Source organism: Robinsoniella sp. RHS (assembly GCF_001029355.1).
GTDB lineage: Bacteria > Bacillota > Clostridia > Lachnospirales > Lachnospiraceae > Robinsoniella > Robinsoniella peoriensis.
In genome coordinates this window covers 40,583-58,173 of record NZ_JNGB01000016.1, presented here as the reverse complement: position 1 = coordinate 58,173, position 17,591 = coordinate 40,583, and the positions used below count along the sequence as shown (strand labels likewise).

Below are 17,591 nucleotides of genomic sequence, written 5' to 3'. Positions count from 1 at the left end.
CGGTAATTTATGCCGGAGGCACTAGAGAGGGAATGAATTTTCAAATGCGCTGGAGCCTGCTTCGAAAGGAGGCAATATGCATCAACCGAGAATTTTAATCACCGCAGGTGCAAGCGGCAGTGGAAAAACTCTGATTACCTGCGGCATTCTGCAGGCACTGCGTGAGCGGGGAATGGAAGTTTCTTCCTTTAAAAGCGGTCCTGATTATATAGATCCCATGTTTCATAGCAAAGTAATTAAAGCAAAATCTGCGAATCTGGATCTGTTCTTTACCAATCCGGAGGTGACCAGATATCTGTTTACCAGAACAGCAAAAGATACCGATATTTCTGTGATGGAAGGAGTAATGGGGTTCTATGACGGACTGGGAGGAACTTCTGTGACCGCCAGTACTTATGAACTTGCAGTGGCGACGGATACTCCATCGGTAATGGTTGTAAATTGCCGCGGAATGAGTATATCGGTTCTTGCACAGATAAAAGGATTTGTGGAATACAAACCGGACAGCCATCTAAAAGGAGTGATCCTGAACCAGATGTCGCCAATGCTCTATCCAAAAATAAAGGCAGCCATTGAGGAAGAAATTGGAATCCGGGTGTACGGTTATGTACCTAAGATAACAGATTGTCTCATTGAAAGCAGGCATTTGGGGCTGGTTTTGCCGGATGAAGTCAAAGATCTGGAAGCCAAGCTGAAAAACCTTGCTTCCGTGTTGGAAAAGAGCCTGGATATAGACGGTCTGATTGAGCTGGCAGGTACGGCACCGTCCATCAGCGGCAATCCACCGAAAATGGAAAAGGTGGAGGGAAATCCGGTTATTGCAGTAGCTTTAGATGAAGCTTTTTGTTTTATATATCAGGACAACCTTCGTATTCTGGAAGAAATGGGAGCTAAACTGGTATATTTCTCTCCGCTGGCAGACTCGAAGATTCCGGATCAGGCAGATGGATTGCTGTTATATGGAGGTTATCCGGAGCTGTATGCAAATGAGCTGTATCAAAATAAAATTATGCGGCAGGATATTAAGGAGAAAATAGAGTCCGGACTTCCCTGTATGGCGGAATGCGGCGGATATATGTATCTGCATGAAGAGATGGAAGATATGAATGGGAATACCTATGAAATGGCAGGGGTGATTTCCGGCAGGGCATACCGTACCGAAAAGCTTGGAAGGTTTGGATATATCGATTTAACACCACGGGAGGATCAATTACTGGGGATGGATATCGGTACTATAAAGGCGCATGAGTTCCATTATTTTGACAGTACAAATACGGGCGGCAGTTTTTATGCCAGAAAGCCTGTGGGCAAACGGGAGTGGGAATGTATCTGCAAAACAGATCATATGATTGCAGGTTTTCCACATTTGTATTATTATTCCAATCCCGGGGTGCCATACCGGTTCTTGAAAGAGTGTGTATCGTACAGAGCATTACAGGAAGATCCGTTATGATCCACCGGTTGTGTCATAAGCCGGTAAACAGCGGTAAGTAACGAAGCGAGAGTGGAGGAAGAGAAGGATGCTATCATCCATATTAGCATTAATATTAGGTTTTCTGCTGGATCTGCTTATTGGAGATCCGCATTTTATCTATCATCCCATCCGGCTGGTGGGAAATCTTATTTCAGTTACGGAAAAAGGGCTTAGAAAACTTTTTCCGAAAACAGAAAAAGGAGAACTTACAGCAGGCGTTGTACTGGTTGTGATCGTTGCAGGAGTAACGACAGCGGTACCATGGCTGATCTTGTATCTGGCAGGTTTGGTAAACAGTACATTGGTTTTTATTTTACAAACAATTATGTGCTATCAGCTTTTGGCAACGAAATCTTTAAAATCAGAGAGTATGAAGGTCTATGACAAGCTAAAAGAGAAAGATCTGGAAGGCGGCCGGTATGCAGTGTCTATGATCGTGGGTCGTGATACCAAAAGTCTGGATGAAACCGGAGTAACGAAAGCAGCGGTAGAAACAGTTGCAGAGAACACTTCAGATGGAATCATCGCCCCAATGCTTTTTATGGCAATCGGCGGTGTTGTATTTGGATATTTTTATAAAGCGGTCAATACTATGGATTCTATGGTAGGATATAAAAATGATAAATATCTTTACTTTGGCAGATTTGCGGCAAAGTTAGATGATGTGGTCAATTATATTCCGGCAAGGCTTTGTGCATATCTCATGATAGGGGCATCCTTTCTTGCGGGGCTTTCGAGTAAAGATGCCTTCCGGATCTATAAACGGGACCGTTATAATCACGCAAGTCCCAATTCCGCACAGACAGAGGCGGTAATGGCAGGAGCACTGCAGATACAGCTGGCAGGTGATGCCTGTTATTTTGGAAAATTGTATAAAAAGCCAACGATTGGAGATCCGATCCGGGCGGTAGAGCCTGAAGATATTAAACGTGCAAACGTTTTGCTTTATGCTACTGCTATACTATCTTTATTTGCATTCGCTGTGGTAAAACTGGCAGTATGGGGATTTATCTTTATGTAATCAGATAAAGAAAAGAATCAGGAAGAGTGGAGCGTGTACAGGCTCCCGAGAGGACAAGGAAATGGTTATCAATAAACACAAACATGTCGGAGACATCTATTCCTCGGAAATGGTTATCAATAAACACAAATATGGTGGAGACATCTATTCCTCGGAAATGGTTATCAATAAACACAAACATGGTGGAGACATCTATTCTCAGGAAGTAAAAATGGATTATTCTGCGAATATCAATCCCCTGGGAATGCCAAAAGCAGTGGTTCAGGCGGCATACGAAGGAATTTTAAATTCGGCAAATTATCCGGATATCCACTGTGGAAAGCTTCGGGAGGCATTATCTTCACAGGAAGGAATTGAGAAGGATCATATCATCTGTGGAAATGGCGCGGCGGAGTTGATTTTTTCCCTGTCGGCAGCAATCAAACCGAAAAAAGCATTACTGGCAGCACCGGGATTTGCTGAGTATGAGCAGGCACTTCGTGTCAATGGCTGTGAGGTGGTTTATTATCTGTTAAGTGAGGAGCAGGGATTTGAACTTCAGGAGGATTACCTGGAAGCCATTACACCGGATTTGGATTTGTTATTCTTATGTGTTCCAAATAACCCCACAGGTCTGACCTGCCCTAAGAATTTTTTGGATCAGATCCTGGAAAAATGCCGGATATGCGGAGTCTGGATGATTGTAGATGAATGTTTTAATGACTTTTTAGATGATGCTGCGGCTTATACCATGAAGAAGGAAATTGTTTCCAATGATCATTTGTTTATATTAAAGGCATTTACAAAACTCTATGCTATGGCGGGATTACGCCTGGGGTATGGATTCTGCAGCAATCAGGCTTTATTAGAGAAAATGACGGAAACGGTACAGCCCTGGAATGTATCCATACCGGCGCAGATGGCGGGGACAGCAGCACTTCGTGAAGTTGGTTTTGTAGAAAACAGCAAGGCGCTGATCCGGGAGGAACGTCAGTATTTATCATTGAAATTGAAGGAGCTGGGATTTAAGGTTTATGATTCAAGCGCCAATTTCCTGTTTTTCTATGGTCAGGAGAATCTGGCACAGGAATGTAAAAAGCTGGGTATTTTAATTCGGGACTGCAGTAATTATTATGGTCTGAAAGCGGGTTATTTCCGCATTGCCGTTAGAACGCATAAGGAAAATGAAGAGTTAATCGGGATCATGCAGGAGATTGTAAATACACAAAATTAATGCAGTATTGCAGGCTGGATCTGCGATATGCGGGAGGTTAAGGTTGAAAGAAAATTATGATATAGAAAGGAAGCCACAGTGTGATTCTTTCAACCTGTTTTATTGTGGCAGTATTGCAGGGAGGACTGCAATATGCAATGGGTATAAATATGGCAAAAGCAATTATGGTGCAAGGGACCATGTCTAATGCAGGCAAGAGTCTGTTAGCGGCGGGGCTTTGCAGAATTTTTAAGCAGGATGGATACAAAGTAGCACCTTTTAAATCACAAAATATGGCTTTAAATTCATTTATAACGGAGGAAGGCCTTGAGATGGGCCGTGCCCAGGTGATGCAGGCAGAAGCTGCCGGTATCAAGCCATCTGTATACATGAATCCCATTCTCTTAAAACCCACAAACGATATTGGTTCTCAGGTGATTGTAAATGGGGAAGTTGTGGGGAATATGAGCGCAAGAGAGTATTTTGCATATAAAAAGAATCTGGTTCCGGATGTGCTGCGCGCATATCATAAACTGGAAGAAGATTACGATATTATTGTAATCGAAGGTGCAGGAAGTCCTGCTGAAATTAATCTGAAGCAGGAAGATATTGTAAATATGGGCATGGCGAAAATGGCAAAAGCGCCTGTTCTTCTTGTAGGAGATATTGACAGAGGCGGTGTATTTGCACAGCTGGTTGGTACAGTGATGCTTTTGGAAGAAGATGAAAAGGCAATGATAAAGGGCCTGATTATCAATAAATTCCGGGGAGACAAGACAATTCTGGAACCGGGAGTTGCAATGCTGGAAGAAAGGGCAGGTATTCCTGTAGTAGGAGTAGCGCCCTATCTGCAGATTGAAGTGGAAGATGAAGACAGCCTGACGGAGCGTTTCTCCGGGAATCAGGAAGTCGGATTAATTGACATAGCAGTGATCCGCTTGCCGAGAATATCCAATTTTACAGATTTTAATCCGTTCGAAAGCATGGAGGGTGTTTCGCTGCGCTATGTACATTCAGTTTCCGAGCTGAAGAATCCGGATATGATTATCTTACCGGGCACTAAAAATACCATGGAAGATCTGCTGTGGATGCGTCAGAATGGTCTGGAGGCAGCGGTGCTTAAGCAGGCAGCTGCAGGAAAGATTATTTTTGGGGTCTGCGGCGGATACCAGATGCTGGGTGAGACGCTGTCAGATCCAAGTGGAGTAGAAGCAGGCGGAGAGATCAAAGGTATGGGACTTTTGCCTATGGATACTGTATTTGAAAAAGAAAAGACAAGAACCAGGGTATCCGGTACCTTTGGCGAGATAGACGGAGCACTAAGCAGCCTGTCCGGTGTAAGACTGGAAGGCTATGAGATTCATATGGGAAGCAGTACTTTAAAAGAAGGCTGTGTACCTTTAACATCCATATCCGATGGAGTAACCCATTCAAAGGAGAAACCGGACGGAGCGTACAGAGATCATGTATATGGCTCCTATGTACACGGCATATTCGATAAAGAAGAGGTTGCTAAGGAAGTAATTATGTCTCTTGGAAGAATGAAAGGTATTGATGCAACAGAGATTACCAGTGTAGACTTCCAGGAATTTAAAGAGACCCAGTATGATATTCTGGCTTCCGAACTGAGAAAGCATTTTGATATGAAGGAAATATACCGCATTTTAGAAGCAGGTATTTAAATATTTTTGATCGCCTGTATCAGCAGACATTTAAGCATGAAACTCGTTGGAAAACCGCAGACCGCGTAATGGGAGGACATCATGAAAGTAGAATTAGAAAATGTAAAACCCAGGGATATAGAAAAAAGAAGTTTTGAGATAATTACAGAAGAGCTGGGAACAAGACAGCTTCCTAAAGAACAGGAGCTGATCATCAAACGCTGCATCCATACCAGTGCAGATTTTGAATATGCCGACAATCTGTGTTTCAGTACAGAGGCAGTTACCAAGGCAATTGAGGCTATTAAAGAGGGTGCATGTATCGTAACCGATACCCAGATGGTAAAAGCAGGCATTAATAAAAAGGCCCTGTCTAAATATGGCGGAGAGGTATACTGCTTTATGGCGGATGAAGATGTGGCACAGACTGCCAGAGATAACGGAAGTACCAGGGCCACCGCAAGCATGGACAAAGCAGCTGCAATGGGAAAAAAGCTGATCTTTGCCATTGGAAATGCACCTACGGCATTAGTACGGATCTATGAACTGATCGAAGAGAAAAAGTTAGATCCCGAATTAATCATCGGTGTTCCGGTTGGATTTGTCAATGTAGTACAGTCCAAAGAATTGATTATGCAGACAGAAGTCCCTTATATTGTTGCCCGGGGAAGAAAAGGCGGAAGCAATATAGCAGCCTGTATCTGTAATGCGCTGTTGTACATGATTGATGATAACCGGGATTAACAATGCTTATGCCGGCATGAGAAAGAATAATTCGCAATAGGATAGAATAAGTTGAAAAGGTCAAATTTCGATAGAAAAGGAAAGAACTGCCGGAATATATAAAACCGGCAGTTTTTTAATGGGTTAGATGATCGTGCTGCCGAAAGGGGAAGGTAACTTGAGAACGGAATTTCGAAGTGTTTTTTGGCGGATAGTATTCGACTAGTACTGCATAGCACAATGCAGTACTTCTCCCATCGGATACTAAGCGGGCAGTGAGCTGCGAAATGCATCAGGATTTCGGAGCGAATGCCCGCGTGCCGCCAAAAAGCGCTTCGGAAAGGTTAGAAAATACCAGTTCTGCGGCCAGCTGACGGAGCCCATGCCAGTTTCCCACCCCCATCTTTCTGTACACTACCTATCATTTATAAAGCGTCATAATCAGCTAACCCCCAATTTAAGATGAATCTGTTCGCTGTAGTACTAGGAAAAGCAGAGAGGCAGTTCAAAATGAAAAATTTTATCTGCTACGATTGAGATAGACCCAATCAGAGACGCTTTTCCAATAAAAGTTGATTTTTGTACCTTTATGCTGTGATAAAAAGGCTGGGGTCTTAAAATAGCAAGCTTTTGTGCTAACAGGTCTTCCATTATACTGCCGGGTACGTTAAACGGATAGTCGATGATAATGGTAGAAAGATCTAAAATATTCAAAGTATTGGTGATTGCCTGGGCAATGTAGGTGCTGAATTGATCTAATGCCAGGATGGCAAGTGTATCTTTCGTGTTCGCTGCATCCAGTATTTGTATCCAGGAGGGAGCACTTAAAGGTGTAAGGGGAGATCCGGGATATAAGTATTTTAACTCCTGTATTCGATAACGAAGCTGCTTTATATTAGCATAAAGCTCTAAGCAGCCGGCATTTCCGCATTCACATCTGGGGCCTGCAAAGTTAATGGAAGTATGTCCAAGCCCCCCATTCTGCCCAAATTCTCCATCATATAATTTATTGTCCAGCACAACTCCCGCCCCAATTCCATTGGTAATATGCAGGTATAAAAAATTGGCAACGGAGGAGGCATCTCCATATAATTTTTCAGCCAGGGCGCCTGCATTGGATTCATTCATCAGATAAGTCGGGATCTCTGTTAATTTAGTCATCTCAGAGATAATCGGCATAATCTCAATATTGTGAAAAAACGGCGGTCTTAGAATTAAGCCATTTTTACTATCCAGAGGGCCGATAGAGGAGATGCCAATAGCAATGATATTGCGACTGGTACTGTCTTTTAACGTTACAAATGCCTGATAGAGATATTGGATAACCTCATCGCTGCTAAGGACATTACTGTCCAGAGGGACATTAACAGGAGGCAGGATAAGGGTTCCGCTTAAATCCCCCAGTGCGATCTGAAGAAAATCCCGCTCGATCAGCATTCCGCAGATACAGGGGGAATGCTCGGACAGCTTCAGGGAAAGAGGTTTTCGGCCGGAAGAGGTAGCCTCTTTTTGATTTTCAAATTCTGATATATAATCTGAAGAGATTAATTCCGATACGATATTGCTGATGGACATTTTAGACAGTCCAGTGATAGAAGCAAGCTGGGTTCTGGAGAGTCCATAATGAGTCGCTATTATTTTTAAAACCAACATACGGTTACTTGCTTTCAAATCTTGTGCATTAGATCCTATGGTATCCATAAAATTCTCCTTCTTAAAAATTAATATGGTCATAATCAATTTATATAAATCTAATTATAACTGAAAGATGTAAATCAGTATATACCTTTTATTAGTGCCTGTTTTAAAATTCATTCCTGTCATTTCTACGCCCCACTTCCCGGTATATTAGCTTCAATTCAATAGCCCGCCTATGAGCTCTTCCTTTGGAACGAATCTCCCGCAAAGTGTGAGCGCAGCTGTCAGAAAGAAATTTTAAAACACGCTCTCGTAGTCCATAAAGATAGAATTCACAATGAAGCATGGGGAATTTCATCAGTTTATCCTCAATCTTTTCAAATTTCACAATAATCATAATCTATAAAAATTGTTTTAATATAAAATGAGTTTAACAGATATTCGAATATATGTAAAATCAATATATTATCATCAAATTATATTTGTGATAATTGCATATAATATGATTTATAATATTGTAAAATACATACAAAATGATTACATAAAAGAAAAATGACTTGATTAATTAGTACAACGGTGATACTATTAAGAAAAAGCAGGGAGGTTAAAATAATGAATTCGCGGGAAAGAATAATTGCGGCACTGAACCACCAAAAAGCAGATGTTATTCCAATTGATTTTGGTGCCATGAGATCTACCGGTATCAGTATATGGGCATATCAAAGTCTAAAAGAGCATCTGGGCCTGGATACAACCACTACAAAATTATATGATGTCTTTCAACAGTTGGCGGAACCGGAGAAAGAGATCCTGGACAGGCTGGGAGCAGATGTGGTTCAGGTACACCGCCTGGCTTCAGCATTTGGGGTGAAAATTGACAGGTGGAAAGAAGGAGATAATGGAAGGGGGATCAAATGTATGGTACCGGAAGACTATCATCCGATACCAATGGAAAACGGAGAACTAACGATACAAAGGGAAGGAAAAGTATTGGCAAAAATGCCAAGAGAAGGATTTTATTTCGATCAGACCTGTCATCCGTTAGAGTCTGCTGAAGATGTAGAAGATTTGGAAAATTATACATTTCCAGTCATCACGGAAGAAGAGATCTGCTATATGGAACAAAAGGCAAAAGAAGCTTTCGAGAATACGGACAGAGCCGTTTTAATGGAATTCGGAGGAAATATCTTAGAGGCCGGAGAAACAGATTTTGGATTTGAAAATTTCTTTATGAATCTCTTAGCAGAACCGGAATTAGTACATACATACTTAGAGAGGTTATCTGACTCTTACATTGAGAGCCTGAAGAAACTCATGCCCAGAGTTCATAAATATATTCAGATCATACAGTTTGGGGATGATCTCGGTTCACAGGAATCCACTTTGATTTCCAAAGAAGTTTATAGGGAAATGATTAAACCTTATCACAAGAAAATATTTAGTTATATTAGAGAGAATTATCCTGAAGTTAAGGTATTTCTACATAGCTGCGGTGCAATTTTAGAATTGATACCGGACTTAATCGATGCCGGTGTGCAGATACTCAATCCTATTCAGATTGCGGCAAAAGGAATGGATCCCGAGACTCTGGTGGACCGGTTTGGCGACGATCTGGTATTTTGGGGCGGAGGAGCGAATACCCAGGTAACGTGTAATTATGGAACGGTGGAAGAGATACAGGCAGAAGTGAAAAAGTTAATACAGATATTTTCAAGAAAGAACGGCTACGTTTTTAACCAGGTGCACAATCTGCAGGCAAATGTACCGCCTGAAAAAATACTTGCAATATATGATGCGGCACAGGAATACCGGAAAGAACACGGAAATGTATTCAATTAAAAATTAAATTGCGGAGGAATACGGGATGAAGGTAAAAAAATTATTAGCAGTTATGATGGCATTGGGGATGACATTATCATTAGCAGCATGTGGAAGCGGGGCAGCTGGAACCACAGCAACTCAAAAGGAATCCGTTAAGGAAACAGAAGCGAAAACAGAAACAAAAACAGAAACAAAAACAGAATCAAAGGCAGACGGGACAGAAGCGAATGAAGCTGAAACAGCGGCAAAAGAAACAGACCAGTCAGCAGCAAAAGAAGCAAAGAAAGATCCAAAAGATATTAAAGTAGCGGGGGTTGTATTTCAGGAAGACCAGTTTATGATGCTGATGCAAATGGGGTATCAGGCAGCGGCAGATCATTATGGAGTAACCTGTATGCTTAGTAATACCAATAACGACCAGGCAAAAGAGGCAGAATTAATTAATACCTATGTAACCCAGGGAATTGACGGTATTGCAATCTCGCCGCTGAATGAAACTTCATCCATTCAGACTCTTAAAATGGCAAATGAAAAAGGTCTGGAAATTGCAGTAGGAAATACTCAGCTTAAAGATGCTCCCTTTGTATGCGGCGGGTTTACATCGGATAATTATAACTTAGGAGAATTAACGGGAAAAGAAGCAAGAAAATATATTGAAGAAAAACTGGGCGGAAAAGCCAAGATTGCCATCGTAGAATACAAATCATTACTTCCGGAACAGTCCACGGCTAGAAGAACCGGATTTGTTGACCAGTTAGAAGGACTGGATGTGGAAATTGTAGCGGATCAGGATGCATGGCTTCAGGACACGGCAATCCAGGTAGTGGGGGATATTCTGACTGCAAACGAATCAAAAGGCGGAATTGATATGATCTGGGCTGCAAATGACGGAGGCACAATCGGGGCCACTATGGCTGTGAAAAATGCTGGAAAAGCAGGAACTACCGTTGTCTTTGGTACCGATGCGGCAGAACAGCAGGCAGCATTTATTCAGTCTGACGATAACATTCTGCAGTGTGTTACGGGTCAGGATCCGTATACCATCGGATATAATACAATGGAGGTTTTGATTAAGGCCATTATGGGCGAAGAGGCTTCTTACGGAAAAGAAGTTGTAGTACCGGGTATTGTTTTAACCAGGGATGATATTCCTGCTGTACAGGCTTTTGAAAAAGATTTGGCTGAGAAGACAGGTAAATAGGCTTTGGGGCTGCCGTTGGAGCATATTGTAAGATATGCTCTATGGCAGCCCTGGAAAATGAGAGGTGAAACCATGAGTGTTTTGAAAGCAGAAAATATAACAAAGGTTTACCCTGGAACAGTGGCACTTAACGATGTGACAGTATCTTTTGAAAGCGGAAAGGTTCATGCATTTATAGGTAAAAACGGATCCGGAAAGTCTACGTTAGTAAAAGTTTTCTCAGGAGCGGTAGAACCCACAAAGGGAAATTTTTATTTAGATGATGAGAAGCTAAAGCTCAGTTCTCCGCAGGAAGCCTTCAGCAAGGGAATTGCGACTGTTTATCAGGAATTAAGTCTGATCCCGGGGCTCTCGGTAGCCGAGAATATTTTAATGGGAAGGCTTCCTATGAAAGGGAAGTTTATCGACTGGAAAGAAACGTATAAGCGTGCCCAGGCAGTTTTGGAAGATTTAAAAGTAGATATATCCCCAAAAGAAATGGTGGCAAACCTGAGTTTGTGGCAGTGCCAGATGGTTGAAATTGTAAAAGCAATGAGCTCGAGTCCCAAAGTGCTAATGTTGGACGAGCCTACATCATCACTGGCAAATCATGAAATCACGCTGTTATTTGATATGATACGGAGACTCAAAGAGAAAGATGTCATTATCATTTACATATCGCACAGACTCCAGGAGCTGTGGCAGATAGCCGACACCTGTACCGTTCTGCGGGATGGTATATTTATCGGAAAAACAGTCATGAAAGATACCAGCCATAAAGAACTGGTAAAGATGATGTTCGGAAATGTAGAAATCAAGACAAGGCCGCAGGATCTGGTAGCGGGGGAAAAAGATATTCTGAAAATCCAGGGACTAACAAGAAAGAATGTGTTTTCCGATATATCCTTTTCCGTCAAAGAAAATGAAATTCTGGGAATAGCCGGGATGTTGGGAGCAGGCAGGACAGAACTGTTAAAATCAATCTTTGGGGCAGATCCTTTTGACTCCGGCAGAATTGAGTTTTATGGAGAAGAAATCAAAAATCCAAATCCGGTAAAGATGAGAAATAAAGGATTTGCATTAACTCCGGAAGACAGGAAAAAGGAAGGACTGGTTCAGATCATGTCCGTTTATGGAAATCTGTGTGTAGCCAGCATTGATTATCTGGGCAAACACAAATTTATCCAGAGAAACAAAGAAAAGGAATATGTCAGCAGGCAGATTGAAGGATTACAGATTAAAGTTCCCGATGTACAGCTTCCGGTATTGTCTCTGTCCGGAGGAAACCAGCAAAAAGTTGTTGTGGGAAACTGGCTGAATACAAATCCTAAGATTATGTTTTTCGATGAGCCCTCCAGAGGAATTGACGTAAATGCAAAACAGCAGATCTTCCAGATTATCTGGGAACAGTCACGAAAAGGCGTATCCAGTATTATGGTATCTTCAGAACTGGAAGAACTACTGGAGGTCTGTCACAGAATTTTAATTATGTATGAGGGAAAAATCATAAATGAAGTATACCCAGAAAACGTGACTGCGGAAGAATTATATGCGTTGTGTATGGGCTAGGAGGTCAATATGAAAACAAAAAGTGTTGATATTAAAAAAATCTTAAAGTCCAATGTGATGGAAGTAGTACTGTTAATTATTACGATCATCATTGCATTCACAGCGACAGGCTTTTTTACCAGTTCTAACTTACTTGGAATTCTGAGAAGTTCAGCTTTAAAAGGTGTAATTGCATTTGGAATGACGATGGTTATAATCTGCGGGGAAATAGATCTGTCCATTTCATCTACGGTGGCGCTGTCGGGAATTATAACGGCACTGACTGCAGGAAAACTGGAAGCACTCGGGATCATGCCGCTGGCATATGGAGTCATCGCAGGGATGATTGTGGCAATTATTATAGCTGCTCTGGTAGGGGTGTTTAATGGCTATTTGAGAACCAGATTTAACATACCTACATTCATCATTACACTGGCGATGATGAACGTCCTGTACGGAGCTGCAGCGCTTCTGTCAAAAGGTTTTCCATTAACGTCTCTTCCGGCGTGGTATAATGTTTTAGGAGCCGGATCAATAGGTCCTGTGCCGGTACCGGCAATTATTTTGATTTTCATATTTATTGTTGTACATATCATTATGTCTTATACCACATTTGGTAGGTCTGTATATGCGGTTGGCGGGAATCCGGAATCAGCAAGACTTTCAGGCATCAATGTAAAAAAAGTGAAAATTCTCGTAATGGTCGGAGTACAGGTATTGGCGGCTCTGGGCGGAATTATGTGTTCTTCCCAGGTAATGTCAGCGGCACATAACTTTGGAAAAGGATGGGAGATGGATGTCATTGCATCCGTAATCATTGGCGGAGCCAGCATGAATGGAGGAATCGGCAAGGTAAGAGGAACCTTTGTGGGTATCATTTTTCTTGGAATCTTATTAAATGGAATGACTCTTATGAACGTAAGTGAATATATCCAGTATATTGTAAGAGGCGGTTTAATCTTAGGTGCAGTATTAGTAAATGCAATACAGTTTAACAGATCAGGTGAAGCGTAAAAATATATAATAACTTTCATTTAGCAGGTGTTTATGTCCATAAAAATGGAATACTAACTGGTGTACTTTGATTATCGGGTATGCCAGTTATTTTTATGTCCTTTGCAAAAATGACAAATTATGATATTATGGGAAACATATTTAAAAAACGTTCTGGTGGATAGGAGCTCTTATGATTCAAAAGTTTAAAAAAATAATACAACTAATACGCTGGGATTGGACAACATTGCTGCTATTTGAGGCGATTTATAAAATGATTTGGATGACAGGGCTGGTTATTCTCCAGGATGGGTTAGAAGAACTCATGTCCCGGGCGAATTTATATTATATTACCATGGATAATGTAGGACGTCTGTTTTCAGCTCCAATCCTTATATTAGGACTTCTGTTTTTGCTGTTTTTACTTGCATTCTTTATATATATGGAAATAACAGGAATTATCATTTATTTTGATCACAGCAGAAGAGATGATCCGGTCAAAGTGCGGGGACTGCTTTTTCAGTCAATGAAAAAGGCGTTTGTAGTCTTTAAACCTTTCAACCTTCCATTGCTGGTATTTGTAATATTGTTTATGCCCCTTGCGGGAATCCCTTTTACATCGGGGCCTTTTCAGGGATTTGAGATACCGGGGTTTATTCTGGATTTCATTTTGGAAAATAAAGTATTAAATGTTGTATTTCTGATCGTCATGCTGATTGTGGTGATAATTGTATTTAGGCTGATATTCAGCCTGCACGAGGTTGTACTTGAAAATAAAAGTTTCTTTGGCGGATGCAAAGAAAGCGTTCGAAAAACAAGGAAAAAATTTATATTCCCAATCTTTTCGTTTATTATTTGGAATATACTTTACATTGCCTTCGAAATTATTGTAGCGGCAGCTGTAATTGCAATCCTTTTGGCGGCTGCCAGGTTCTTCCACACCGGGTTAGAAGCAAGAGATTATTTCTGGTTTAATTTAACCGTTTGGAGCGGACTTGGAATTGTTCTTAGCACCATTGGCCTGGCTGTCTGCAATCTGGGCTTTATATCCGTGTATTATTATGAGCTAAGTGAGTGCGAGCCTGTTGAGCGCAGTAAAGATGACAAACATATTTTACAGAGGCTGTTAAAAAAGGTAGTCATTCTTGTCATGGTATTTCTGATTCTGGGAATGTACATTGATAACACACCATATGCGGTAAGCGTTGCCATGCTCCGGGATGATAAGGCACATGTTGACATAGTTGCCCATCGTGGGGGGGCTATGTTTGCTCCTGAAAATACCCTTGCTGCTCTGAGAGAATCCATCGATAGTAAGGCAGATTATGCTGAGATTGATGTCCAGGAAACGAAAGACGGAGAGTTAGTAATTATGCATGATTCTAATTTTGAACGTACAACCGGCGTTAAGAAAAATGTATGGGAAGTCAATCTGGATGAAGTCAGGCAGTATGATGCAGGAATCCGTACTGCCTACCGCTATAAAGGAGAAAAAATCCCCACTCTAGAAGAGATGATACAGGAGGCGGGAACCAAAATTAAGTTAATGATTGAACTGAAAAGTTCGGGACATGAACAAAATCTGGAACAGAGTACGGTTAACCTCATCCGGCAATACCAGTATCAGGAGCAATGTATGATAGTCTCCATGGACCGAAAAATACTGAAAAAAGTAAAAGAGATTGCACCGGAAATAAAAACAGGTTCCATATCTGCAGTTGCTTATGGAAAAATTGAAAATATAAAGGAAGCAGATGTATTCAGTCTGGAAGCAACGTTTGTAACAAGAAGTCTGATCAACCGTTTAAAAGACTCTGGAAAGCCAATCTATGTATGGACGCTAAATAACGAAAAATCTATTCGAAAATATGTAGATATGGGAGTGGATGGTATTATAACCGACAACCAGTACCTGGCAAGCTACGTCTTAGATACCAGGGGACAGGATCTGATGTTAGATGGAATAGTAGATAAAGTATTAGGTAAACAGGAATAAAAACAGATCGAAGTTCTTACTTCACAGAAATGCTGTGGAGCGAGAACTTCCGGAAACGGCTTTCTTTTGCATCGGTAGAAGTATAGTATGTACCGGCAGCCATAACCAGGAAAGCCAATACAAAGCTCAGATGGGGAACTTCCCGGAAAATGATCAATGAAAGGAATACTCCGATAAATGGCGAAATAGAGTAATAGGCGCTGGTTTTTGCCGCTCCCAGGCTTCTTTGGGCATATACATAGCAGAATATACTTAAGCCATATGACACAAAACCTAAAATTAGGGTGAAGAAAATATAAAGGGCAGGGATACCATTTTCATGAAGCAGAAAAGAAAGCAGTAACGAACCTGTACCGGAACCAAAACCTTTGAGGATTACAACTTTCAGCGGGCTGTTTTTCGAAAGCATACGGGTACAATTATTTTCAAATCCCCAGCATACACACGCTCCCAGTACAAAAAGAGAGCTATAGGAGAAAGAAAGGCTTCCCGGTTCAGGAAGAGATAAAATCAGGCTGGAGAGAGTAATCAATCCGATACCGAACCAGAGGCGACCTGTGATTTTTTCCCGGAATAAGGTAAAAGCGATCAGGGAAGTGGCTACAATCTCAAAATTATTTAAAAGAGATACATTGGCGGCGGAGGCTTTCGACAACCCCGTCATTAATAAAAATGGAGCCGCAATATCTAATAAAATCATACCTGCAATATAAGGAAAATCCCGTTTTATAAAGGGCGTGTCTTTCGATATGGGAACAACCTTTTTCTGAATCAGGTTAATGGATGCCATACCAATCCCGGCGCCCAGATAGAGCAGGGATGCCATGAGTGCAGGCGGTATTTCCGATAACAGAAGTTTAGAAATCGGAGAACTTATGGAATAAAGAACAGCCGCAGCAATTGCGCTTAATACAGCAATATGTTTTTTAATTTTTATTTTCATAATCGGCACATCCTTTCTATACATATCCCCTATGGGGGGATATGTATATTATAGCACCGCAGCACAATGAATACAAGGGTCTGGAATATAAATTTTAGCATCCACCCTATTATTTGTACCTATCTAAATGATAAACAAAGGATGTTTTAATTCTCCTGAATTCTGGGGAATTAAAACATCCTTTAGATAAGGAAGCAATGTTGGGGTTTAGGTGAGAAGGGGACGCTTTGTAGATGTAGGTAGTGTACGGAAAGAGAAGGGGACGGACCAGGACATTGGTTTGGAAGGCTTACCGCAGAACTGGCATTTCCTAACCTTCCCGGAGCACTTTTTGGCGGCACGCGGGCATTCGCTCCGAAATCCTGATGCATTTCGCAGCTCACTGCCCGCTTACAATCCGATGGGAGAAGTACTGCATTTTGCAATGCAGTACTAGTCGAATTGTATCCGCCAAAAAGCACACCGGGAAGGTAAGTAAATGCTCAGCTCTGCTATACGCCTCCCAAACCCATCTTTCCGTACACTACCTACATCTACAAAGCGTCTTAATCAGCTAAACCCAAATTGTACCTTGTCTATTTTTCATTTAAAGTCATCATAATATGATTGATAAATAAATCCCGGATACTTGCATATTCGCCCAGGCCTTTTAATACACATTCAACGGTATAGCCGGCTTCTTTTAACTGGCAGTACCAGGATTCAGGATCATCACCTGCCATATCATTTCTGGCATGATCACCTGCCACGATCATGAATGGTGCCAAAACAACTTTTTTCGGTCTCTTTGCCGCAATCATTTTTAAGATAGAAGACATGGAAGGATAGGCTTCCACAGTACCCAGGTATATATTTTGATGTCCATAATCCTTAAATGCATAATCCAGAGCGGCATAGATAGCATTGGCATAATGTGTTGTTCCGTGTCCCATCATAACCAGTACTTCATCTTCGGAAAGAGAAGAGAATTCACCTGCAATCGCCTGTATCACAGTCTGATTATCTTCTTCCGTAGTAAGAAGCGGATTCCCAAACCGTATGGAATGAAATGATTCCTGGTAAGACAGAGCATCTTCCTGCATCAGATCATTTTCAATTCCGTTGATTACATGAGTGGGCTGAACGACAACATCGGTAATCCCGTCTGCTTTCATCTGTTCCATGGCTTCTTTTACATTGTTGATGTGGATGCCATCCCTTTTTTTAATCTTCGCTAAAATCATTTTACTTGTCCAGGCACGGTAAATTTTAAATTCCGGAAAAGCAGCCTGGATAGAATTTTCAATAGCATCAATGGTTACTTTCCTGGTTTCATCATAGCTGGTTCCGAAGCTAACTACCAGAATTGCTTGTTTTTTGTTCGTGTCTTCCAATTTCGTTCCTCCATAGTGTGGTTTTGTA

General features: G+C 41.4%; 14 protein-coding genes and 1 pseudogene. 10 read left to right on the top strand and 5 right to left on the bottom strand.

The genetic code is table 11. From position 1 onward, the window contains the following. Positions 1-76 precede the first annotated feature (76 nt). The 5 genes from RHS_RS08680 (at position 77) to RHS_RS08660 (ending at position 6,092) form a co-directional block, all read left to right on the top strand. A complete protein-coding gene (locus RHS_RS08680) occupies positions 77-1,453 on the top strand; it encodes a cobyrinate a,c-diamide synthase (RefSeq protein ID WP_027296926.1) in 1,377 nt (458 codons plus the stop codon). A 67-nt stretch (positions 1,454-1,520) separates the two neighbouring features. Next, positions 1,521-2,495, top strand: a complete 975-nt coding sequence (gene cbiB / locus RHS_RS08675) for an adenosylcobinamide-phosphate synthase CbiB (RefSeq protein WP_047832960.1) — start codon at positions 1,521-1,523, stop codon at positions 2,493-2,495. A gap of 61 nt (positions 2,496-2,556) precedes the next feature. Then, positions 2,557-3,708, top strand: coding sequence for a pyridoxal phosphate-dependent aminotransferase (locus tag RHS_RS08670; protein WP_395021842.1), 1,152 nt, complete (start codon positions 2,557-2,559; stop codon positions 3,706-3,708). Between the two features lie 149 nt (positions 3,709-3,857). Beyond that, on the top strand, positions 3,858-5,369 hold the full coding sequence (locus tag RHS_RS08665; RefSeq protein WP_047833028.1) for a cobyric acid synthase: 1,512 nt from the start codon (positions 3,858-3,860) through the stop codon (positions 5,367-5,369). A gap of 81 nt (positions 5,370-5,450) precedes the next feature. After that, positions 5,451-6,092 carry a precorrin-8X methylmutase gene (locus RHS_RS08660; RefSeq protein WP_044296601.1) on the top strand — a complete coding sequence of 214 codons (642 nt, stop codon included), beginning with the start codon at positions 5,451-5,453 and terminating at the stop codon, positions 6,090-6,092. Between the two features lie 271 nt (positions 6,093-6,363). On the opposite strand, the gene RHS_RS30640 is transcribed toward RHS_RS08660, so the two are convergent. The 3 genes and pseudogenes from RHS_RS30640 to RHS_RS30635 form a co-directional block, all read right to left on the bottom strand. Further along, positions 6,364-6,486 carry a hypothetical protein gene (locus RHS_RS30640; protein WP_255348053.1) on the bottom strand — a complete coding sequence of 41 codons (123 nt, stop codon included), beginning with the start codon at positions 6,484-6,486 and terminating at the stop codon, positions 6,364-6,366. Positions 6,487-6,554: 68 nt separating this feature from the next. After that, the gene (locus tag RHS_RS08655) at positions 6,555-7,772 is read right to left on the bottom strand and encodes an ROK family protein (protein WP_044296600.1); all 1,218 of its coding nucleotides are present in this window, start codon (positions 7,770-7,772) and stop codon (positions 6,555-6,557) included. A 54-nt stretch (positions 7,773-7,826) separates the two neighbouring features. After that, positions 7,827-7,919 (bottom strand): annotated as a pseudogene (locus tag RHS_RS30635) (DUF6783 domain-containing protein); the annotation flags it as partial. Between the two features lie 402 nt (positions 7,920-8,321). On the opposite strand from RHS_RS30635, the gene RHS_RS08650 reads away from it, so the two are divergent. The 5 genes from RHS_RS08650 (at position 8,322) to RHS_RS08630 (ending at position 15,247) form a co-directional block, all read left to right on the top strand. Then, complete coding sequence (locus RHS_RS08650; protein WP_200889764.1) at positions 8,322-9,548, top strand: uroporphyrinogen decarboxylase family protein; 1,227 nt, start codon at positions 8,322-8,324, stop codon at positions 9,546-9,548. 25 nt (positions 9,549-9,573) lie between these two features. Next, positions 9,574-10,731 carry a substrate-binding domain-containing protein gene (locus RHS_RS08645; protein ID WP_047832959.1) on the top strand — a complete coding sequence of 386 codons (1,158 nt, stop codon included), beginning with the start codon at positions 9,574-9,576 and terminating at the stop codon, positions 10,729-10,731. A 72-nt stretch (positions 10,732-10,803) separates the two neighbouring features. After that, positions 10,804-12,279: an ATP-binding cassette domain-containing protein gene (locus RHS_RS08640; protein ID WP_047832958.1), complete on the top strand. Its 1,476-nt coding sequence runs from the start codon at positions 10,804-10,806 to the stop codon at positions 12,277-12,279. Positions 12,280-12,288: 9 nt separating this feature from the next. Further along, positions 12,289-13,272 carry an ABC transporter permease gene (locus tag RHS_RS08635; RefSeq protein WP_047832957.1) on the top strand — a complete coding sequence of 328 codons (984 nt, stop codon included), beginning with the start codon at positions 12,289-12,291 and terminating at the stop codon, positions 13,270-13,272. 172 nt (positions 13,273-13,444) lie between these two features. Further along, positions 13,445-15,247: a glycerophosphodiester phosphodiesterase family protein gene (locus tag RHS_RS08630; RefSeq protein WP_047832956.1), complete on the top strand. Its 1,803-nt coding sequence runs from the start codon at positions 13,445-13,447 to the stop codon at positions 15,245-15,247. 16 nt (positions 15,248-15,263) lie between these two features. Here RHS_RS08630 and RHS_RS08625 read toward each other — a convergent pair whose 3' ends face one another. Then, positions 15,264-16,190: an EamA family transporter gene (locus RHS_RS08625; RefSeq protein WP_047832955.1), complete on the bottom strand. Its 927-nt coding sequence runs from the start codon at positions 16,188-16,190 to the stop codon at positions 15,264-15,266. 575 nt (positions 16,191-16,765) lie between these two features. Then, positions 16,766-17,563: a sirohydrochlorin cobaltochelatase gene (locus tag RHS_RS08615; RefSeq protein ID WP_044290518.1), complete on the bottom strand. Its 798-nt coding sequence runs from the start codon at positions 17,561-17,563 to the stop codon at positions 16,766-16,768. Between the last annotated feature and the right edge of the window lie 28 nt (positions 17,564-17,591).